This is a genomic window from Terriglobales bacterium, assembly GCA_035487355.1.
In the GTDB taxonomy this organism is placed as follows: Bacteria; Acidobacteriota; Terriglobia; order Terriglobales; family Acidobacteriaceae; genus QIAW01.
Window position 1 is genome coordinate 1 of sequence record DATHMF010000103.1, and the last position, 22,051, is coordinate 22,051.

A 22,051-nucleotide genomic window follows, 5' to 3' on the forward strand; every position below is an offset into this window, starting at 1 on the left:
TCCTCTGTCACCTCGGCAATTCCGTACTCGCGGTCCTGAAAGAACGAACTCGCGAGCAGCGCCGGGCCTCCGGCGAAGCCGCCCGCGCAGGCAAAAAACCGCACTATGACCGCGTCAGCCTGAATATCACCCCGATTGCCCATAATTTCAATTTCCATTCCAAGGAAGAGGTCCCAGATAGGAACACCATCAGCCCCAACTTCCCGCCTAACAAGCAAGACAAACCAGAAGACAAAAAAGAAGCCCAACCAGACCAGGGCAGCCAGAACACCGTCAGCCCCGAATCCGCCGTCAACGCAAAAGCTCAGGCAAAAAATCAGCCACAGAATGAACACAATAAACCACAACCAAACGGCCACTCCGTCGCGGACACGGCCCCGCCTTCCGAGCAGCCGGTCTCCCCTCCGCCGCAAGAAAATCCACCCGTGCAGTACCCTCCTGGTCTGGGGCCTCGTTATCTCTCCGTAGCCACGCCCTGCATGCCGTGGTGGAGAAGGCCGCAATTCAACAACCCCGGCTTCGTGACCGGCACGGTTCCCAAGACAGCAGCCATGCCGGCCCCGCGCTTTAGAGGCACGAGGCGGTAGCAGGCTGTAAGGGTGGAAAAGCATTCCAAGGAATGCAGGGCCAGAAATTTAAAGATTAGATCTTTGAAAATTCGTAAGAGCAGTATCCCGTCGCTAGAGCGATTTGCCTCTGTACGCCTCTGCGTTCCTCCGCGTCCTCTGCGGTGAGCTTTTGTTTTTGGCTAAAAGCTAAGAGCCAAAGGCTAAGGGCTTCTTTTTCGCGACCCAAGCAAGCAGGGGGAGGGGGGCCTCTCCGATTTATTTCTTCCGCTCCCTTGCCAGCAGAGCAGCTTTTCTGTGTGTGCCCCAGCGATATCCGGCCAAGCTTCCATTCTTTTGCACGACCCGGTGGCAGGGCACGACTAAAGATACAGGATTGCTGGCGCAAGCCCTGGCCACGGCGCGAACCGCTTTCTTGTCGCCAACGCTTTCGGCAACCTGGCTGTAGCTGCGGGTTTCGCCGTAGGGGATTTGGCGCAACGCCTCCCACACGCGGCCCTGGAAAGCCGTGGCCTGCACATCAAGCGGGAAATCCAGGCGAACTGCACTGCCTTGTAAATACGCCGCAATTTTGGATGTAACCTGCTGCAGGCCGTTATCATCGTGCGTGATCGTGGCCCCGCTGAATTGCTTCCGCAACTCGTTTTCCAGCTGATCTTCGTCTTCGCCGAATTGAATGCTGCACACGCCTTTATCGGTCAGCGCGACCAGCAGCTTACCCAACTGTGTGCTCATGATGGCAAACCGAATGGCGACTCCGGCGCCTTTACGCTGGTAGGTAGAAGGTGTCATGCCCAGGCGCGCCGGGGCCTTCTCGTAGAGGCGGCTGCTGGATCCGTAACCCGCTTCGTAGATGGCGTCGGTGACCTTGGAGCCACGCAGGAGTGCTGATTTGAACTCTCCTGTTCTGCGTGCCTGCTGGTACTGTTGCGGCGTGATTCCCAGAATCCGCTTGAAAAGCCGTTGCAGATAAAAAGGGCTGAGTCCAATTTTGTTGCCGATTGCAGAAAGAGTGAGGGTGACGTCAATATTTTCGTCAATCAGCCGGCAAGCAGCTTCGATCTTGCGTACCTGCGGGTTGGCCTGGTTGGGCCGGCAACGCTTGCAGGCGCGGTACCCGGCGCGCTCCGCCTCAGCCGGAGTCGCAAAAAACTCTACCAGCTTGCGCTGCGGCCGGCGGCTGGGGCAGGTAGGCCGGCAGAAGATTCCGGTCGAACGCACCGCATACACGAATTTGCCGTCTGCATTTGCATCGCGCGCCAGCACCAGTTGCCACTGTTTTTCCAGATTCATAACTTCACCTCGTGGCCTACTTTAACGGGACACGATGCCAGGCCGCGCTCCGATCATTGCTCTCAAACCAAATATCTTCCTGCTTTTATTTTACAGAGATACGCGATTGCAGATTTCCCGGCAGAACCTCAGGGGCAAAGAATCTGTATGAGAATCAAAGTACAGCGTCGTCCCTTGCGGGACTTCGATTGTTTTCTACTGGTACCCAGCGCTGAAGCGCTGGGCTATAATACGTCACCCCTTCGGGGTTGGAACCGGAGATGCCTGAACTTTCCACGCCTACGCCTGAACTTCCCGCGCCTACACAAGATGAACGTACTATGGGGTTGCTGGCGCATATCCTGGGCATTTTTTCCGGCTTTTTTGGGCCGCTCATCATTTATGTGATCAAACGCGACTCTAAATTTGTGGCTTTTCATGCTCTGCAATCTGTGATTTGGCATCTGCTGTATTGGGTGGGGGCCATGGTTCTCATGCTGCTGCTGGTTATTGTGTTTTTTATACTTGTGGTTACACAAATTGTGCAGCTTTCGCACCAGCATGGGGCGCCGAACCCGCCATTCGCCATTTTCTTCATGTTTCCGGTTATCTGGTTCACAATCGTGGTACTGGGGTTGCTGAACGTGGTGCTGGGGCTGGTTTTCGCTATGAAAGCCAGTGCGGGCGAATGGACCGCATATCCATTGGCGGGCGCCTGGGCGCGCCGCGTTGTGGGAATATAAATCGTGGGCACGGTTTACGCTTTATTGACAGTTGCATTAATAATCTCCTATAGCTGGAATTCATTCAGTCAAGATTCAACTGCAGAAGCTGACGGCATACACTGCTCTGGTCAGCATCAGGAAGATGTGAAACGTACTGGTGAGAATGCCTTGACGCCACATGGTGAGCGATAAATTCTCGGGGTCCTTCGACTCCGTCCGCGCTCCTACGTAGCGCGGACTGCGCTCAGGATGACAGGGATTAGGGGATTAGGACATTTACTAATGGAGCGCCAATAAAAGCGCCAGTTTCGTACAAATACAAAAAACCCGCTCCAGGGATTTTTCCCTAAAGCGGGTCTTCCTCCACGAACCAATTCAATTGGGCTGCCGGTAATTGATGAAACAATCTGCCGGCGATATAGCTGAATGTGCCTAATCCCAATTCTCTTGGTGTCTACACACACTGACGGCGAAAAGCTTGCCCACGGGCGGATATCCCGCGGTGCGCACCGGAGTCGGCCTACCAAACGGTCCGGAGCGCTGAGGGTCAAATTCAACTAGCGGGAAACCGCCAGCAAATCCGAGGCGCAAGTTTGTGCCGTCACGTTAGCCAGACATGCGGAGTCATTAGGTTAGTGATGGCAGGGAGTAGTTCGTTTCAATAGAGGAATGACAGGCACGGCATTGGGTTATAGAAGGTTGTATCCACCGATGGGGGGTGTGGGCAAGATGCCCACACGACAGCCGGCGAGACGCCGGCGCTACTCTAGAAATTCATTCGTAGCATGAACTGGAGCTGGCGTGGAGTGCCAGTCCCAACCGGCCCTTTGTTTACAGTTGAGATGATGGCTCCAAAACCGTTTGGCTGAATTGTGTTACCCGATCCTGCCCCACTCACTACTGAGAAGTCAGATTGCGGAGCAGCAAACTGGGCGCGGTTGAAGAGATTGAATGCCTCGGCCCTGAATTCGAGTCCAACGCGTTCGCTCAGCACAAAGTGCCGTCCAAGGCCCACGTCGGCTTGCCAGATGCCCGGACCGCGCACCACATTGCGAGGCGCATTGCCGAAGGTTCCCGCAGCGGGAATTGCGAATGCAGCGGGATTGATCCATTCTATTATCGTAGAACCACCTGCCGGAGTGAGCGAGACGCCCGGAACCAGATTCGGGCGTTGGTTCTGGGTATTTCCATCGGGTACAGCGGAGCCAGAGCGGCTCAGCGTAACGTTCACCGGCAGGCCGGTACGACCGCCTACGATTGAGGTCACGTTCCAGGCGCCGAACAGCCCACGTAAGATTCCGGGCTGATTTAGATATGTTCTGCCTGAACCAAACGGCAACTCGTAGACGAAATTTGCGTTGAATGTGTGCCGGGCGTCGAAATCACCGCTCGCCCGCTCACATGGGCGGCATTCCGGATCTTGTGGAAAATCGGAGTCTCCACCGCCGAGAGAACCATCATCAATCTCGTGAGACCACAGGTAATTTACAGAGAACAGCAGGCCATGCCTGAAGGAACGCTGCAGGGAAGTCTGCAGAGCCTGGAAGGAGCTGTTGTTTTGGTTGCCGCGAAATTCTACTTGACCGAATCCCGGGAACTGACGTGTACCAGTTGCAGGGTTGATTGTGTTGATGAATGATGTGGTCAGCAAGTGAGTCCCTTTGCTGCCGATGTAAGAGACGGTCGCGACCAACTCCTGCGGCAGCAACTGTTGAACCGAAGCGCCCCACTGGGTGACATACATATCTTTGCGGCGCCGGTCCATGTCACGGGGGGAGACAATGCCCGTGGTGTTGGCCAGGAAAGGAGCAATAGGGAAGTTTAAACTCGGAATTGTCCTGCGCGAGAGGGAAAAGCGCTGTACTTCATTGTTGATAGGAAGGTTTTGATCATCCAATTGGCCATCGCCATGATAGATGCCGAAGCCGCTGCGCAGAACAGTCTTGCCGCCCAGCGTGGCGGGGGCCCAGGCAAAAGCAACGCGCGGATCAACGTCTGCCAGATTGGGCCGGCTGAACTCGGCGCCCGCTCCACAAAAGCCTTGAGCGCCGCAGGTTGCAAAATCAAAAGGGACGGCGCGGTCTAATACCTCATGGAAACGATTCAAGAAGCTGTAGCGCACGCCCAGATTCAGAGTGAAGTTGGGCTTCAATTTATATTCGTCTTCGATGAACCCATAGACTTCCGTCTTGCGCAAACCATTCACAGGCAGAGCAGCCGCGAAGCTGGCGGCATTGACTTGATTGGCAGCGAAAGCATCAGGCGAAAGAAATGAAATCGAACCGCTTGCGGTGTTTCCTTGCTGAAGCTGAATTCGACGGACCTCTACACCCGCCTTGATAACGTGGTTGTCTTTCACCCAGGTGATGTTGTCAATCCATGAAAACGAATTTCCCACGCCGATTCTGGTCTGATTGTTGTTCTGCGCGGTGAAGCCCGGAACCGAAACCGAATAAGGCAATCCATTAAGACCGAGGTTGGTCGCTATCACGGTGCCGCGGTTAAACCCGGCTTTTGCTTCGTTGACTAACGTGGGCGAAAAGATATGCAGCAGTTCGATGACTGCGTTCACCGGCCGCGAGTTCGTGTTCTGGCGGTCACTCAGGCTCCCCAGCGGCACACTGCTGACGGCTTCATCCGTGTTGAAACGCAGGAACGCTGTGGATTTGTCGGTGAAATGCTGGTCGAGGCGTATCATGCCCGAATTTTCGTGGTCCAATTGCTGCCCTTCTCCGGAGAATTGGGCAATCTGCCGGCTTACCTGCGTCTGCCCTTCAGGATAGGCATTGATAATCTGCGCCAGCACGGGAGACTGCGCCACGACTTGGGCGCGAAAAGCGCGGGTCGGGACAAAGCCGGTAAGCGTCTGCCCCAGAGTCTGGCGCAGGCCTTCATAGCTGGCATAGAAAAATGTTTTGTCGCGGAAGATCGCGCCGCCTATGCTGGCTCCAAACTGGTTCAAACGGAACGGCGGCTTGTGGGGATTGCGGTCAAAAGGATTGCGTGCGTCGAAGACGTCGTTGCGCAGGAATTCGAACGCATCGCCGTGAATCTGGTTGCTCCCCGAAGCTGTGGTTACGGCCACCTGTCCACCGGGCGTGCTGCCTGATTCGGCGGTGAACAACATCGATTCAATGCGGAACTCCTGGATTGTATCTGTCGGTATCGCTAAACGAACGAATGGCTGCTGAGCCTGATTGACGATGTTGGTGGCGTCAATGCCGTCAGAGGTGAAATTGTTGTCGTCCAGTCCCCGTCCCGCAAAACGCACGGTGCGTTGGTTGCTGCCGCCGGCATCAATGGCTCCTGGAACCAACGTGGTGAGAGTCGCCCAATTGCGCCCGTTCAAAGGAAGCGCTTCGACCTGCTTTCGTTCAATGCGAGCGCCAAGAGAATTGGCGGTTTGGTCCAATTCGACAGCACTCCCTGAAACCTCCATCTGTTCGCTGGTACCAGCAACCTTCAACGTCACATTCAATGTGCGCGTCTGTCCCACTGCCTGGACGACGTTCTTGATGTTCAATATCTCGAAACCGTAATGAGCGAAGGTCACGGAGTAAGCCCCGACCGGTAGTTCAGGTATGTCATATGAACCGTTTGCGGAAGAGACCGCTTCACGGCGAAGTCCGGTGTCATTCCGCAATGCAGTGATATGGACGTTCGGCAAGGTGCGCCCTGAAGGGTCGGTCACAGTTCCGTTCAATCCAGCGCGGTCTATCTGTCCCTGCGCGAGCGATCCCAGCAGTAAGACAAGCAAAAAAGTGGCGGCCTGATGGTAAGAAGCAGAATTTGATTTTTCTGGCAATTGGGAGCCTGGCTGTGTTTTTGTTTCTTGCATCTTGCCCTCGGGAGACGAAATGAACGAATCGTGTGTATGCAGCAGAAATGAGGAGGGCCGATGGCCGGCCCTCCTCAAAATGGAACGTACTTAATGTATGTACAACCCTAATTACCACCCGAAGTTGTGGTTTGAGCAGAGCTGTTTTTCTTGAATTCATCGAGCAAGCTCTTGCGGTTTTGCCGTAGATCTGCTCCGCTGCGGGAGGCAGGGTAGGCGACCGACTCACCCATTAACCCCTGCCACAGCACGCGGTTAAAGCGCGCGGTATCGAGGTTATCGGCGTTATTGAAGTCCATGCCGCGAGTCTTCTCTTCCCAGTAATTGGCGTCGTGCAGAGAGAGTGAAAACAACGAGGCTTCCTTCGCGCTCGCATTGGCCGGGGGAAGCGGCAATGCGGTGCTGCGCAGCACGTCAGGCACGATGGCGGAAAATGCCCAGGGTTCGTGGCGAGCCTGGAACGCATCCGCGATCGGCTCCTCAAGTCCATCGTTAATACCCAGGGGCTTGATTCCGAGCAGTTCTTCGATGGTGCGCAGTACGTTTACGGTGGTGAAGCGTTCCGAGATCACCGCATCCTGCTTCACGTGCGCTCCGGCAATGTACAGATTGCTGCGGTGCGCATCTACGTGGTCGGGGCCGTCTTGCGAATCATCCTCGAGCACGAAGATCACCGTGCTGTCACGGTAGATACTATTGGAAACCTTCTGCACCAGACGGCCTACTGCGTAATCGTTGTCAGCCATTTGGGTGTTCGGAGTATTAACACCATCAATCGCGCTGCCGAAGCTGCCAAAGTGATCGTGGGGCAAGCGCACCAACTCCAGGCTGGGCAGGTTGTGGTACTTCACATAGAGGTCAAATTCCCGCTCCCACTCCTTGAATCGCCAGAAGTCGGCAGCCTTCATATCAAATCCGCGGAAGTAAGGATCGGTGATGCCCTGCAAGGCAGCCTTGGTTGCGAAGGCAACCTGGATCGGCGTTCCACTTGCGCCGGGCGTGAACGGTGTTCCTACCGGAGCAAAGGGATCGCGTATGGTTGGCGGAAGGAACGACGGATTGCTGGCAGGAATCGAATACCGCGCCAGATCGAGGAAGAAGCCGTAGTTACGCACGCTTTTACCCGCGCGCAGGGCTGCGTCCCAAAGGTAGCCGGCGCCGGTTTCGCCGTCAGGTCCGTCGGGCGCGGAGACATCCCCCGTCCCCGGGAGCAGGTCAGGATCGTTGGGCGTAAGCGGCAGCGCTGCCTTCCTTTCGGCAAGGGTGGCGAATCCAACGTTGATGTTGCGATTCGTGCCCTCGTAGTCATAGTTCAAACCGCGGCCGGCGTAGTTGATGGGCTCGGTTTTTTCGATGGAATCCGCAGCCCGGGCTGAGGTGCTCCAGTTCCATCCATCACCCGAGACCTCGCCGCTCGTATAAAAGTTATCGAGCGTAACAAACTGGCGGGCGATCTGGTGAAAGTTAGGAGTAATAGGCTCAGGGAACACGACAATCGAAGGATCACCGTTGCCTTCTTCCAGGTCGCCGAGGATCTGGTCATAGGTGCGGTTCTCTTTCAGGACGTAGATCACGTGCTTAATCTCGTGCCGCAGAGCGGAGATCAACTGCGAACCCTCACGCGCCTCGGCTGAGTCGAAGTTGTTGTTCTTGGCGACGGTCTCGGTCAAATCTTCAAGATCATCACCGGTGGGAACGGGCAAAGTGAGGAAGCCTGCCTTGGTCCTCTGCCAAACGTATTGGTTTGCAGCGGTGCAGGCATTCTGTGATCCGGGAGCGATGGAAGGCGTGTTGCGGCAGGCCATGGGCACGGGTCCGGTATTGCTCTTGCCGTTTACAACGTAAAGAATCGAACCGTTCTTGCTGAGGCTGACCGAATTGGGATACCACCCAGTGGGAATCAGCCCGACCACTTTGCTGTCGAGGTCGCCATCACCATCCTCATCCAGGCGGATCACCGCCACGGAATTTGTGCCGCCGTTGGTGACGTAAAGAGTCTTCTCATCGGGCGAGAGGGCGAGACTCGTAGGATTGGCTCCCTTGAAATCTTCTTCATTGCGGAAAACATTCCTGGGCGCCGTAACCTTTAAATAGGCCCGTACTTTATTGGTATTCGTGTCAATGACGGCTACACGGTCGGTCGCATCCAGCACGGCGAACAAGGTGTTTTCGGCCTTGTTGAAGATCGTCTTAAGTGGCTGGCCTTTGACCGGGATACGCGCTTTGATGGTAGGAGTGGAAGAGCTGATATCCACGACTACAATCTCGCGATCGCGAACGCTAGAGATATAAGCAGTGCTGTTGCACATGATGGATACCCAGAAAGGATATTCACCCCCGGCAACACCAGAATCCGCCGGATTGTTTCTGCCTGGCCGCAAATCCAGTTCGCCGATTTTTTTGCGTGTGACCGCACTCACGATGCTGATGGAGTCATTTTCATAATTCGCCACGATCAGGCGGGTGCCATCATCAGTCACAGCAATTCCCGCGGCTGCGGGCCCAACCAGGCCATCGGTTCCCAAACCATGGCCGAGCTGAACCGCGGCCGGCGCCTCGGCCCATCCCGTTGGTTTCAGATCGAATATATGGACGTTGTCATCGCTGCCGCCGGTAACGTAGAACTCCCTGCCGTTTGGGTTCCAGACGATGCCGTCAAAGGTGTTGGGGACCTGCACGACCTGCCGTTTTACCGGAGGATTCACCGAAATGTCGTAAACAAAAACATATTCGTTGGAAGCCGAGGCCACACCTGCGCCGGTGGAATCGGCATTGAGGTTGAAGCCACTGGTCAGAATCAGCAGGGTGTTGCCATCGGGGCTTGTGGCCGTGGTGGCTGCGTGGTCGGCAACAAAATCTGCAAACGGAGCCGGCAGATCCGGGTTCAAAGTTTGGAAGATGGAACCTTTTGCCGCCGCGGGCGTAATGGATTTGCCCGTGGGCAGTGGCTCAGCCGCCTTCAGGTTCAGCCAGGCTGATGACGCCATGACAGCGAGAGCGAAAACGCTCTTTAGAAGCTGGGGAATCTTCATTTTCTCACCTCAAGATTGTTTTAATTTGGGCTTAGGGTTGAAGTTTGAACTTCGATTACGAAGAGGCAATTGCTATACGGGAGAAAGCTAATCAAGCGGTATTGAGCGGACGTTAAATCAGCATTAAATGTTAATGAATTTGTTCGTGACAAAAGTCAGGAGATTCATCAAACCGTTGGAGCACTGTACGATCGGCCATGTCCACCTGCTGTGCAAAAGTAGTTGCATGACCAATCCCGGTTGAAGCGCGAGGGGCACGATGGCCCCATCGTAGAATGGATGGCGGTCTTAAAAAATAAAAATAGCAAAATAAAAACAGTGGAAGGCCCAATAAAATAAACGATCCAAGAGGCCCTTTCGTTTTATTTATACATGGTATTTGCTTTATTTATGGATATTGTTGCTGGCGGAGCCACCAACCTAGGTTACTCTTAAATAAGCATTTAAACGGAAACTCGGGGGCGACCAGACCAACGAGAGTGGGAATTCCCTGCCATTTCCTGCTGATCCGAAATTGAAAAAAATGAGCATTGAGAACAAAACGCGACTGCATTATCCCATGTTGAAGGTGCCTGAGGCGCAAGGATTGTATTGCCCACGGCACGAACACGACGCCTGCGGCATTGGATTTGTTGCCAGCATTGATGGCCAGAAATCTCACGACATTGTGCTGAAGGGCATTCAGGTCCTGATCAACCTCACCCATCGTGGCGCGTGTGGCTGCGATCCGGAAACTGGCGATGGCGCCGGTATCCTGATTCAGATTCCGCACTCTTTCTTTGCCCGCGAATGCGCGCGCATTGGATTCACTCTGCCGGCGCCGGGCGAATACGGCGTCGGAATGATATTTCTTCCGGTGGATCCCCAGGAGCGCATGCTGTGCGCCGGCATCCTCGAGAGGATTGCGAAGGAAGAAGGTCTCACCGTTCTGGGATGGCGCGACACGCCCATTGACGGCAACATGATCGGCCGGGTCGCGCGCAACACGCAGCCCTACATCGAGCAGATCTTCATCCGCCGGGGCCGTGGCATGGACCAGGACGCTCTCGAACGCAAGCTCTATGTAGTTCGCAAGCTGGCCGAGGCTGCAGTGGCCGAGTCGGACATGAAGGAAAAAGATTTCTTCTACATTCCTTCGCTTTCTTCGCGCACCATTGTCTACAAGGGACTGCTGCTGGCCCCGCAGATTCCGCATTTCTACCAGGAGCTCTCAGACGCCGAGGTGACCAGCGCCCTGTGCCTGGTTCACCAGCGCTTCTCGACGAACACGTTTCCCAGTTGGCAACTGGCGCATCCTTATCGCTACATCTGCCACAACGGCGAGATCAATACGCTGCGCGGCAACGTGAACTGGATGTACGCGCGCCAATCCGTACTCGCTTCTCCGCTGTTCGGCGACGACATGAAGAAGCTGTTCCCCATCATTACTCCCGGCGGCAGCGATTCCGCCATGCTCGATAATGCGGTCGAGCTGCTCACGCTGTCAGGACGCAGCCTTCCGCACGTGATGTCAATGCTGATCCCGGAAGCATGGGAGCGCGACGCCACCATGCCCGAAGACGTTAAAGCGTTTTATGAATACCATGCCTCCCTGATGGAGCCCTGGGACGGCCCGGCAGCCGTCGCCTTCACGGATGGGCGCGTGATCGGCGCGAAACTTGATCGCAACGGATTGCGGCCCGGCCGCTACCTGGTCACTCATGATGGATTGGTCGTGATGGCGTCGGAATCAGGTGTGCTGCCCATCAAGCCTGAAGAGATCCGCATGAAGGGCCGGCTTGCTCCCGGCCGCATGTTGCTGGTGGATACCGAGCAGAAGCGCCTCATCTCCGATGAAGAGGTCAAGAAGCAGCTCGCGGCGCGACAGCCCTACGCCCAGTGGATGAAGGAAAACCAGATCACGCTCGACCATCTGCCCAGTCCAAGACACGTCCACGCTCTGGATCATGGAACTCTGTTGACGCGCCAGCGCGCCTTCGGCTACACGGATGAAGACCTGAAAACCATCTTGTATCCTTCAGCTTTGAAAGCCGAGGAGCCGGTTGGTTCCATGGGCATAGACACGCCGCTGGCCTGCCTGTCAGACATGCAGCAGTTGCTGTTCAACTACTTCAAGCAGACCTTCGCCCAGGTGACCAACCCTGCGATTGATTCCATCCGCGAAGACCTGGTGATGTCTCTGAGCAGCTACATCGGCTCCGAGGGAAATATTCTCGATGAGAAGCCCAAGAACTGTCACACCCTGAAGCTTCGCCATCCCATCATCTCCAATTGGAGACTGGAAAAGCTCCGTCGCGTCAGTTGGGGCGACTTCCTCGCTACCACACTGCCTACGCTGTTCCGCGTGGAGGGTGGGGAAGAGGAACTCGCGAAATCAGTGGATGTGCTTTGTCATCGCGCCTCGCTGGCGATCAAATCGGGCTATACCTTGCTCATCCTCTCCGACCGCGGTGTGGATAAGGAGCAAGCTCCCATTCCCAGCCTGCTTGCGCTCTCGGCGGTTCACAACCATCTGGTCCGCGAGAAGACGCGCAACCAGGTCGCGCTGATTGTTGAATCCGGTGAGCCGCGCGAGATCATGCACTTTGCACTTCTCCTCGGCTACGGCGCAAGCGCGGTGAATCCGTATCTCGCCATCGAAACCCTGGAGAATATGTACGAGGACGGCGCATTTCCACCGGAGTACACCTGGGACAAAGTTTTCAAGAACTACATGAAAGCCATTGATAAGGGGCTTCTGAAAACTTTTTCCAAGATGGGAATCTCGACCCTGCAGAGTTATCAGGGCGCCCAGATCTTTGAAGCTATCGGTCTGAGTCACTCACTGATAGAGCGTTACTTTACCGGCACCGCTTCAAGGATTGAGGGTATAGATATCGCGGTGCTGGCGCGTGAAGCCCTCTTGAAACATGAGTTCGCCATGCAGCCGCGCAGCGAATCCGAGACCGAACTGCGCGTCGGGGGCGACTATCAATACCGCATTCGCGGCGAGCGTCATCTTCTGAATCCGCTGACCGTCAGCAAGCTGCAACATGCTGTGCAGCAGTCGAAGTTTGAGACCTTCCAGGAGTTCGCCAATATCGTGAACCAGCAGAACCGCGACCTCTTGATGCTGCGCGGCATGCTCGACTTGAAGCCGGCCGGCGATCCGATTCCGCTGAACGACGTCGAACCAGCTTCGGAGATCGTGAAGCGATTTGCTACAGGCGCGATGTCCTTTGGCTCCATCAGCAAGGAAGCGCATGAGACCCTGGCCATTGCCATGAACCGTATTGGAGGGAAATCCAATACGGGCGAAGGCGGCGAGGACGAGGCACGATTTAAGCCTGATTCCAATGGAGACCTGCGTCGCAGCGCCATCAAACAAGTGGCTTCGGCGCGCTTCGGTGTTACCACGAATTACCTTGTGAACGCCGATGACCTACAGATCAAGATCGCGCAAGGCGCCAAGCCAGGTGAGGGCGGGCAGTTGCCCGGCCATAAAGTAGATGAAGTCATCGCGCGCGTGCGCCATTCTATTCCCGGAGTGGGCTTGATCTCGCCGCCTCCGCATCACGACATTTATTCGATTGAGGATCTGTCACAGCTCATTCATGACCTCAAGAACGCCAATCCGCAGGCGCGGATTTCGGTGAAGCTGGTTGCCGAGGTCGGTGTGGGAACCGTGGCCGCAGGCGTGGCCAAGGCCAAGGCGGACGTTATCCTTATTAGCGGCTATGACGGCGGCACGGGAGCTTCGCCTGTCAGCTCTATTCGTCATGCCGGCATTCCCTGGGAGCTTGGGCTTTCCGAGACGCAGCAGGTGCTGGTGCTCAACGATCTTCGCAGCCGCGTGCGGTTGCAGGCCGATGGCAAACTCCAGACTGGACGCGACGTAGCCATCGCGGCGCTCCTCGGCGCCGAGGAATTCGGCTTCTCCACCGCGCCGCTCATTTCCATGGGCTGCATCATGATGCGCAAGTGCCATCTGAACACTTGTCCGGTGGGCGTGGCCACGCAGGACCCTGAACTTCGCAAAAAGTTCCATGGCACACCCGAAAACGTGATCAATTTCTTCTTCTTCGTTGCCGAAGACCTGCGCAGAATTATGGCGGAGCTCGGCTTCCGCACCGTGAACGAGATGGTCGGTCGCGTGGATTGCCTGGCCCAACGTAAGGATGTGACCCATTGGAAGGCTGCGGGAATTGACCTGTCTGCGATTCTTTATGATCCTCCAGTGCCCAGTCATGTGGGCCGCCGCTCGTTGCAGGCACAGGACCACGGACTGGAAAAGGCCCTCGATTGCAAATTGATTGAGATGACACAAGAAGCCATTGAGCACCGCACGCCGGTCTCGCTCAGCATGCCTATACGCAATATTCACCGCACCGTGGGCACCATGCTCAGCGGAGAGATCGCGCGGCGCTATGGTTCTGCCGGCTTGCCCGAGGATACGATTCGCGTTGACTTCACCGGTTGCGCCGGGCAGAGCTTCGGCGCTTTTCTGGCCAAAGGAGTCACCCTGGCGCTCGAAGGCGATGCCAACGACTACGTCGGCAAAGGGCTCTCGGGGGGCAAGTTGATCATCCGCCACCCCCGCAAATCCGAGTTCGTACCTGAAGAAAACATTCTGGTGGGCAACGTCTGTCTCTACGGCGCGACCAGCGGCGAAGCCTACTTCGGCGGTATGGCCGGCGAGCGCTTTGCCGTCCGCAACTCAGGCGCTACTGCCGTGGTGGAAGGCGTGGGCGACCACGGCTGCGAGTACATGACGAATGGGTTGGTGGTTGTCCTCGGAAAGGCGGGCCGGAACTTCGCGGCCGGCATGACCGGTGGAATTGCTTACGTCCTCGACAAGGACGCAGACTTCGCCGCAGTTCGTTGCAACCGGGCCGAAGTGGACCTGGCGCCGGTCACCGAACAAAAAGACATCGAAATGCTTTACCAGTTGATCACACGCCACAGCGAGTATACGGGCAGCCCACAGGCGAGGTGGATCCTCGACCACTGGGAGGACATGCTTCCAAAATTCGTCCAGGTATTCCCGCACGAATACAAGCGCGTGCTCGGAATACCGCGAGTGCCAACAGGCCTGATCGTGGCCGAAGCCAAGAAAGCCGAGATTGCGCAGCCGGTGAGGGGGCAGGTGAGCGGTGGGTAAAGTCACAGGTTTTAAGGAATATACCCGAGAGGTTCCGGTACGCCGCGCCGTCGAAGAGCGTGTGAACGACTACTTTGAAGTCTATCAACCGTTTTCCGACGACAAAGTGCGCGCACAAGCGGCACGCTGCATGGATTGCGGCATCCCCTTTTGCCACACCGGCTGTCCGGTCAACAACATCATTCCTGACTGGAATGACCTTGCTTATCGCGATAGTTGGCAGGAAGCTATTCGCGTGCTGCACTCCACGAATAATTTCCCGGAATTCACCGGACGCATCTGTCCCGCGCCTTGCGAAGCCGCCTGCGTACTCGGCATCAACGAGCCTCCGGTGACGATCAAAGTGATCGAAAAGACCATCGTAGACCGCGCCTGGAACGAAGGATGGATCAAACCCGAACCGCCCGAAACCCGCACTGAAAAACGGGTCGCCATCGTTGGCTCGGGACCGGCAGGTCTCGCCGCAGCCCAGCAATTGAATCGCGCCGGTCACTGGGTCACGGTCTTCGAAAAGGCGGACCGCATCGGCGGCTTGCTGCGCTATGGCATTCCTGATTTCAAGATGGAAAAGAGTGTCCTCGACCGCAGGCTGGAACAGATGGCGGAAGAGGGCGTGCGCTTCCAGACCAAAGCCCACATAGGCGGCGATATTCCTGCATCGGACCTCAGCCAGGAATTTGACGCAATCCTGCTGGCGGGCGGCGCCGAGAATCCCCGGGACCTGAAAGTGCCCGGCCGTGATCTCAAAGGGATCCACTTTGCCATGGAGTTTCTGCCGCAGCAGAACAAGAAGAATGCCGGCGATGATGTCCAGAACCAGATTCTTGCCACGGGCAAGCACGTGGTAATCATCGGCGGCGGCGACACCGGCGCCGACTGCCTGGGCACCAGCCACCGGCAAAAGGCAAAGTCAGTCACGCAGTTCGAGATCATGCCCATGCCGCCCCTGGATCGCGCTTCCAGCACCCCCTGGCCGCTGTGGCCGCTGCAACTGCGTAATGAAAGCTCGCACGAAGAAGGCGGCCTGCGCGATTGGGCCGTCGCAACCTCAAGCTTCACCGGCGAAAACGGCGCAGTGAAGAAGCTGCATGCCGTGCGCGTGGGCTCTCCGCCTAAGTTTGAACCCATGGCGGACACCGATTTCACTTTGGACGCTGAGCTTGTCCTGCTGGCGATGGGCTTCACCGGCCCTGTAAAGCACGGGATGATCGAACAGTTTGGCCTGGAGCTGGATACTCGCGGCAACGTGGCCACCAAGGCAAACTACATGAGTTCTGTACCGGGCATTTTCGCAGCCGGTGACATGCGCCGCGGCCAGTCGCTGGTGGTATGGGCAATTGCCGAAGGCCGCAACGCCGCCAAAGCGGTGGATGAGTACTTGATGGGCAGAACCCACCTGCAGTAGGTTCTTACCATGCAATCTCTCAATTGAGAAAACTTCCAGTGCCCACCAATCTTGACATTAACGATCGTTTGATTGAAGAGGCGCAGAAACTAGGACATCACCGCACCAAGAAGGAAACAGTCACCGCCGCGCTGGAGGAATACATCAGGCGCCGCAAACAACAGGCAATTCTCTCGCTGTTCAATTCCATTGAGTACGACAAAGATTACGATTACAAGCGCGAGCGCAGAACCAAGCACTGCTGAACATTCGTTGCCAACATCTCTCCCAAACATTGCCGCATTAGAGCCTTGGGGATTTCAAGCTTGACAGGATAGAAGTCGTAACTCCTACGATTTTATAGGGGTTTGAAGTGGAGGCGCGGGTCGGAATCGAACCGACGCATAAAGGTTTTGCAGACCTCTCCCTTACCACTTGGGTACCGCGCCATTCAAACAATAAAACCCTCGCCGCGAGCGAGGGCAGGTGGATGAGAATTTGGAGCGGGAGACGGGAGTTGAACCCGCGACTTCGACCTTGGCAAGGTCGCACTCTACCACTGAGTTACTCCCGCTCAGCAATCTTCAATTATAACCAAGCCGTAAAATCAGGGTCAACGCGCAGTTAAGATTGTAATCCATCCGCTTTCTCGGCGGGGAATTGGTCGGGAGAACTCCAGGAGTCTCACCGGGCCGGGCTTACCCACTGCGGATCGGCTTCCGGCACCACAATCTCTCCATCGCGCATGTGGATGATGCGGTCGCCATAGCGCGCCGCCTGGGGATTATGAGTAATCATCAGCACGGTCTGTCCCAGCTCCTGATTGGATTGCCGCAGCATCTTCAGCACGATCTCTGAATTCTTGGAATCCAGGTTGCCGGTAGGCTCATCCGCCAGCACAATTGCCGGATGGTTAACGAGCGCGCGCGCCAAGGCCACACGCTGCTGCTCGCCCCCTGACATCTCTGCCGGCCTGTGGTCGAGCCGTTCCGCAATGCCCAGCATCTGCGTGATCTTTTTGGCGTACTCGCTGTCAACACCGTGATTGGTTCCGGCGATGTCGCCGGCAATGGCGATGTTGTTGCGTGCGCTCAGCGTGGGCAGAAGATTGAATTTTTGAAAGACAAACCCGATCCGGCGGCGGCGCAGCCGGGTGCGTTCGCCATCGGAGATGCGTGAAAAATCCGCTCCTTCAATCAGCACCCTTCCGCTGGTAGGGCCGGTCAATCCGCCTAAGATGTAGAACAGCGTGGATTTACCGCTTCCCGAAGGTCCTACAATGCTGACGAACTCGCCGGTCTGTATTTCCAGCGAGACCCCGCGCAGGGCAGGAACATCTACCTTCCCCACACGATAGATTTTGGCCACATTTTCAGCTTGGATAATCGGAGGCATGCAAACACTCGATCATACACGAGACCGAGAGGAACCACGAGGGTTGCGGCCAAAAATCAAGGGTTCCACGGCCTCGTTTTGGCCGCGGAGCCCTCGGATAAAAGAAGTTACGTCTCTACGAAGCTACCGGATAGGAACCTGTAGCTTTGATTTCAGAAGAGAGTGGGACCCGGGCAGCAGCTCTTTTTGGCCCGCGTTTGCGCACCAGCAGCAGCCGGATATGCTCCAGCAGCTCCGCCGGTCCGTACATTCCCTTGGGCAGAAAGACATCTGCGCGGGTTTCACGCTCGTAGATTTTCACCTTGCCGGAAAAAAGAATCGCTGGAGTTTCAGGAGCGAGGTTTTTGATGGAGTCAATCAGCTCTACGCCATCAAATTCAGGCATGGCCAGATCGCTTAGGATGAGGTCTACACCGCCTTGCTTAAAGATTTCCAGCGCTTTTCTTCCATTCGTACAGGCGAGCACGCGATAGCCGCGGGTTTCAAGAATTACCTTGCGGACAGAAAGAAGTTGCTCGTTATCATCAACACAGAGGATCGTTTTTTTTGCTTTCATGGAAACCCCGTCACAGCCTGAATCGCCGCTGCCAGAGCTGGAACTGGAACTGGAGCGGAATCAAGCTATGCTTTTTTATCTATTCAATTGGCTGGACGACATTTTGCGAATACAACAAAAGTAATGTGAAAGCATCCTACGGTGAAGCTGTCCTGCTGTAAAGTAACCCAAGAGTAAAAAAATTTTCTGCATTGCAAATTTCAGAATGCTGTGAAGCTGCTGGCAGGCGCAATTTTACTGGGTGCAACGCATGGTGTTGGCGATTGCCTGTCGGTGATAGCGCTGCCAAAAAAGTCTGCGCAAAGATAATTTTACATTTTCGTTACTGTTGCACCATGCGTGATGCTGTCTGTATTCATAAGGCTATCTCTCCACGCATCACCTCAACCGAATATCCTCCGACTCTGACGTTACGCACGGCTTCGCTGGTCTTGCTGGCGCGAATGTAAATCTGGCTGGGACGCTTGATTTCCACTCCTTGTTCGATCAAAGCGGCTTCGTCGGAGGCAATCACTCCATGCTGCGCCATCCACGCGGTTGCGCACCCGGCCGCGGAACCCGTGGCGGGATCTTCCCCGTTATAAAAAATCATGCGTGCCCGGAAGTGCTTAATATGGGAGTTCTGGGCCTTGGACTCGGGGTTGCGGGCAATGAAGTAGAGAAACTTGGCATCGGTTTTTTCCAGGTAGGCAGCAGCCTCTTTGTAATCAAAGCGAAGAGACGCAAGTTTTTCCACCGATGCCACGGGCACAATGGCAAACACCAGACCGGTAGAAACGGTTTGAATCGGCAGCTCCGGGTCAAAATAGCTGGTTTCACATTGCAGCACCTCGCGTGCCAGCGTCTCTTTGGAATGGATGCTCCCAAAAACCGGGTCGCGTTGCGTCATCTCGCCAAAAACTCCACCGTCGTGGTCGGTGAAACGTACGGGAACCTTTCCCACCCGCAAGTCGAGCGAGACCTCGCTAGCGTGCCGCTGTTTGTGAATGAAGGCGGCCGTTCCCAGGGTGGGATGTCCGGCAAACTCCAGCTCCTCCGCCACGGTAAAGATGCGGACTTTCACGCCGTGCTCCTGCTCCGTCGCCGCATCGCGCGGGATGATAAACGTGGTTTCCGAAAGGTTGGTCTCACGCGCCAGGGCCTGCATTTCGGCGTCGCTCAGGCCGCCTGCCTCAGGGAAGACGGCAAGCTGGTTTCCCTCGAGCGGCCTTTGGGTGAAGACATCCAGCGTAACGAACGGCAATGTGCGCATAATGGAATACCCTTTCGTTGCAACATGCTTAGATTGATCAACTGCGGCTTGGAATTCAAAAAATCTTCAGGGCCTGTGTTGTAGCGCCGGCGTCCCGCCGGCTGTCGTGTGGGCATCCTGCCCACGCAGCGCCCAGCCAAGAGCCAAAAGCTAAGAGCTGCTTCCCACGACTTGTATCCAACCCTCTCCATCGAGTATCCTAATCACTTGGGACGGAGATAACATGACCCACATGTGCTGCTGCTGTTGCTGTTGTTGTGACCGGCAGCCGATGTGTGGGTAAACGCGATCTTAAAGTTTTCTGACCCACCCGGAAGCCAAAAACGGGTGGGTTTTCTATTTTGTGCCCAGCCGGTTCGCGAACCGCTTCCGGGGCATTTCAAGTTTAAAGATTAGGAGAATAAAAATGAGTACCGACGTTCAAACCCCAGTCCGCTTGCCGCGTATCAACGAGCCGGCGCCGGAATTCGAGGCCAAATCAACCCACGGCGTCATCAAGCTGAGCGATTACACCTCCAAGGGAAAGTGGGTCCTGTTGTTCTCGCACCCCGCCGACTTCACCCCCGTGTGTACCACCGAGTTCGTGGAGTTCTCCCGCCGCTTCGATGAGTTCGAGAAGCGCAACGTCCAGTTGATCGGAGTTTCCATTGACAGCATCTATTCGCACATCGCCTGGGCGCGCAACATCGAGCAGAATTTCAACGTGCAGGTGAAGTTCCCGGTCATCGCTGATCTTGATCAAAAGGTCGCGCGTTCTTATGGCATGGTGCATGAAGCCGTCAGCGACACCGCCGCCGTGCGCGCCGTCTTCTTCATCGATCCCAAGGGCAACGTGCGGGCGCTGCTGTATTATCCGCTCTCCCTGGGCCGCAACATCGAGGAGATTCTGCGCGTGTTCGACGCCCTGCAAACCGCCGAAGCCAACGCCTGCGCCACACCGGCGAACTGGAAGCCGGGCGAGGCAGTGATCGTGCCCGCGCCCCTCACCCAGGCCGACGCTGCCACGCGCGTGAACTCGAGCAACGGCTACGAGGTCAAAGACTGGTATTTCAGCAAGAAAAAGCTGGCGGAAGTAAAGAAGTAGTCAGCACCCAGCATTCAGCCCCGCGAGTCATCAACAGATTCGTGGGGGCCTTCTCTTGTCCCAATCAAAATAAAAAATCATTTAAGATATCAAGTTTGCTCCATTGGCTGCGTACTGAGTACCGAGTACTGACTACTGAGTACTAATTATGGAAGCGCATGGGGTCCGGTGACCCTTCCGGTCTTCAAAACCGGTGAGCGGCGGTTTCCCGTCGCTGGTCGGTTCGACTCCGACACGCTTCCGCCAATCATTTTCAATCGTTTCCTTGTACGCGCGAAACACCATGTGCAGATCCGCATGGCGAGTGGGTCAGCGTAGCTGCAGTTTCCAAATCTCGAACTTGGTTTGTGCTTTTTGGCCGGGCTGGAAGATGCGGTAGGCGAAGGCGACGCTGCCGTCTGCGGGAGAGACGTTCACCGCTTCCATGGGCGTGGGCGTGATCGTAGGCGTGGGCGTGTCCGCAGGCGTGGTGAGCAAATCACCGGTGTTCTTTTTGCTGTCCGCGCCCAACAGGCGGAGTCCGTTGCCGCGCTGATCCGTTGTCAGGAGCCAACGGTCGTCAGAGGTGAAAGAGAGCGAGTTCCCCAACGTGGCTTGAATGTAGTTTTCTCCTATGGCCGTGGAGTAGTCGTAGGCGTAGCGCACGATTTGCTGCCCCTTGTCGAGGTCCCAGACGAATACACTTCCTTCCGAGGTGCTGGCGGCCAACCGTGGATGGTGATGCGCAAATGCTACTGAGCCGACGACGACACGTGCTGGGACCTCTCCGAGACGAGAGGTTCCTATCACCGACTGGTCCACCGAGAAGGTGCGAACCAGATTCAATTCCGGGACTTGCCACAGCTTCACCGTGCCATCGCGCCCGGCGGTGGCCAGCAGGTCTCCGTTCGGGCTGAACGCCACCTCCTGGATGGGACCATTTTCGTGCGCCCTCTCCACCTGGTGGATGATTTCTTTAGTCGAAGGATCCACGAGGTAGAGGGCCGGCATTCCTCCAACCGCGATCAGGGTTCCCGCGGGGTTGAAGCTGACGCATTGGGGCCACAAGATATTGTCGACACTGCCAAGCCGTTCGCCCGTAGTGGGATTCCAGAGGAGCAGATGGCCCTGGGTGGTGTTGTATCCCTGGCTGCTGTCGGCGGTCGCCAGTAGAGAGCCGTCCGGCGAAAATGCCGGCGCGAAGATCCACTCCGTGGGGCTGCTTTCGAGTGTGCGGAGATTCGTTCCACGGGCAGCATCCCAGAGTGCTACCGTTTTGTTATCGTCCACAGTGGCGAGCACATGGCCATCAGCAGACCACGCCAATGCTGTGATCTCTTTGAGCTCCGGCTCGCCGGCTGGACCCTCTGCCAGCTTTGCGACCGTTGCCGGCGACGAGTGGATGAGGTGAAACGCAAAGTATGCCGCGATTCCAAGGATGCAAACGATACCAAGAATGAGGAATACCGATTTCACAACGGCCATCCTAGCATGGCGGTCTTCCAGGTACTAGTCCGGGAACAGCCCCACTCTGGAATGACGTAGAAGGATCTCCAACTGCGAAATCATTCACTAATCTTAACTTGTTAGTTAATGTTATTCCACTTGGCGGTGTTCCATTTTGGAAACGTTCTCAGCCAACATTATCGAAACTTTCACCTTGGAACTCTTGACATTTCGGAAAAGAGGCGTATTGTGGGGTGTCGTTTTTGATGTAGCTGGTTGCCAAAACATAAGTTGAAGGTGGTCGGGCCAAATTTTATAGCCGTCCCATCTTTGTAGACTCTGTACCACGGTTTAACCCTATAGGTATCCTGCCGTTTTTCTC

The 22,051-nt window shown here is 55.9% G+C and carries 13 protein-coding genes and 3 tRNA genes; 7 read left to right on the forward strand and 9 right to left on the reverse strand.

Annotated elements, in window-relative coordinates:
- Positions 1-587, forward strand: a 587-nt coding sequence (locus VK738_18300) for a hypothetical protein (GenBank protein HTD24617.1), incomplete at its 5' end; no start/stop codon positions are given.
- Positions 588-824: 237 nt separating this feature from the next.
- Here VK738_18300 and ada read toward each other — a convergent pair.
- Positions 825-1,859, reverse strand: a complete 1,035-nt coding sequence (gene ada, locus VK738_18305) for a bifunctional DNA-binding transcriptional regulator/O6-methylguanine-DNA methyltransferase Ada (protein HTD24618.1) — start codon at positions 1,857-1,859, stop codon at positions 825-827.
- A 260-nt stretch (positions 1,860-2,119) separates the two neighbouring features.
- On the opposite strand from ada, the gene VK738_18310 reads away from it, so the two are divergent.
- Entirely contained in the window at positions 2,120-2,581 is a 462-nt protein-coding gene (locus VK738_18310; protein ID HTD24619.1) for a DUF4870 domain-containing protein, read from the forward strand.
- Positions 2,582-3,329: 748 nt separating this feature from the next.
- On the opposite strand, the gene VK738_18315 is transcribed toward VK738_18310, so the two are convergent.
- Both VK738_18315 and VK738_18320 read right to left on the reverse strand, forming a co-directional pair.
- Positions 3,330-6,401: a carboxypeptidase regulatory-like domain-containing protein gene (locus VK738_18315; protein HTD24620.1), complete on the reverse strand. Its 3,072-nt coding sequence runs from the start codon at positions 6,399-6,401 to the stop codon at positions 3,330-3,332.
- 107 nt (positions 6,402-6,508) lie between these two features.
- Entirely contained in the window at positions 6,509-9,433 is a 2,925-nt protein-coding gene (locus VK738_18320) for a beta-propeller fold lactonase family protein (protein HTD24621.1), read from the reverse strand.
- Positions 9,434-9,956: 523 nt separating this feature from the next.
- On the opposite strand from VK738_18320, the gene gltB reads away from it, so the two are divergent.
- Genes gltB through VK738_18335 form a run of 3 tightly spaced genes read left to right on the forward strand, consistent with a single transcriptional unit; the run spans position 9,957 to position 16,223 of the window.
- Complete coding sequence (gene gltB / locus VK738_18325) at positions 9,957-14,573, forward strand: glutamate synthase large subunit (protein HTD24622.1); 4,617 nt, start codon at positions 9,957-9,959, stop codon at positions 14,571-14,573.
- A complete protein-coding gene (locus VK738_18330) occupies positions 14,566-15,978 on the forward strand; it encodes a glutamate synthase subunit beta (protein ID HTD24623.1) in 1,413 nt (470 codons plus the stop codon). The genes gltB and VK738_18330 overlap by 8 nt, the downstream gene beginning before the upstream one ends.
- Before the next feature lie 38 nt (positions 15,979-16,016).
- Positions 16,017-16,223, forward strand: a complete 207-nt coding sequence (locus tag VK738_18335) for a type II toxin-antitoxin system VapB family antitoxin (protein ID HTD24624.1) — start codon at positions 16,017-16,019, stop codon at positions 16,221-16,223.
- A 108-nt stretch (positions 16,224-16,331) separates the two neighbouring features.
- On the opposite strand, the gene VK738_18340 is transcribed toward VK738_18335, so the two are convergent.
- From VK738_18340 to VK738_18360, 5 genes are all read right to left on the reverse strand, one after another.
- Positions 16,332-16,406, reverse strand: a tRNA-Cys gene (locus tag VK738_18340).
- Between the two features lie 50 nt (positions 16,407-16,456).
- A tRNA-Gly gene (locus VK738_18345) sits at positions 16,457-16,531 on the reverse strand.
- Between the two features lie 110 nt (positions 16,532-16,641).
- On the reverse strand, positions 16,642-17,352 hold the full coding sequence (locus VK738_18350) for an ABC transporter ATP-binding protein (protein HTD24625.1): 711 nt from the start codon (positions 17,350-17,352) through the stop codon (positions 16,642-16,644).
- A gap of 115 nt (positions 17,353-17,467) precedes the next feature.
- Positions 17,468-17,908, reverse strand: a complete 441-nt coding sequence (locus VK738_18355; GenBank protein HTD24626.1) for a response regulator — start codon at positions 17,906-17,908, stop codon at positions 17,468-17,470.
- A 355-nt stretch (positions 17,909-18,263) separates the two neighbouring features.
- Positions 18,264-19,160, reverse strand: coding sequence for a PhzF family phenazine biosynthesis protein (locus VK738_18360; GenBank protein HTD24627.1), 897 nt, complete (start codon positions 19,158-19,160; stop codon positions 18,264-18,266).
- Positions 19,161-19,566: 406 nt separating this feature from the next.
- Between VK738_18360 and VK738_18365 the strand changes: the two genes are divergently transcribed.
- Both VK738_18365 and VK738_18370 read left to right on the forward strand, forming a co-directional pair.
- A complete protein-coding gene (locus VK738_18365; GenBank protein HTD24628.1) occupies positions 19,567-20,244 on the forward strand; it encodes a peroxiredoxin in 678 nt (225 codons plus the stop codon).
- Positions 20,245-20,394: 150 nt separating this feature from the next.
- Positions 20,395-20,490: transfer RNA gene (locus VK738_18370), tRNA-Sec, on the forward strand.
- A 63-nt stretch (positions 20,491-20,553) separates the two neighbouring features.
- Here VK738_18370 and VK738_18375 read toward each other — a convergent pair.
- Positions 20,554-21,699: a hypothetical protein gene (locus VK738_18375; GenBank protein ID HTD24629.1), complete on the reverse strand. Its 1,146-nt coding sequence runs from the start codon at positions 21,697-21,699 to the stop codon at positions 20,554-20,556.
- Positions 21,700-22,051: the final 352 nt, after the last annotated feature.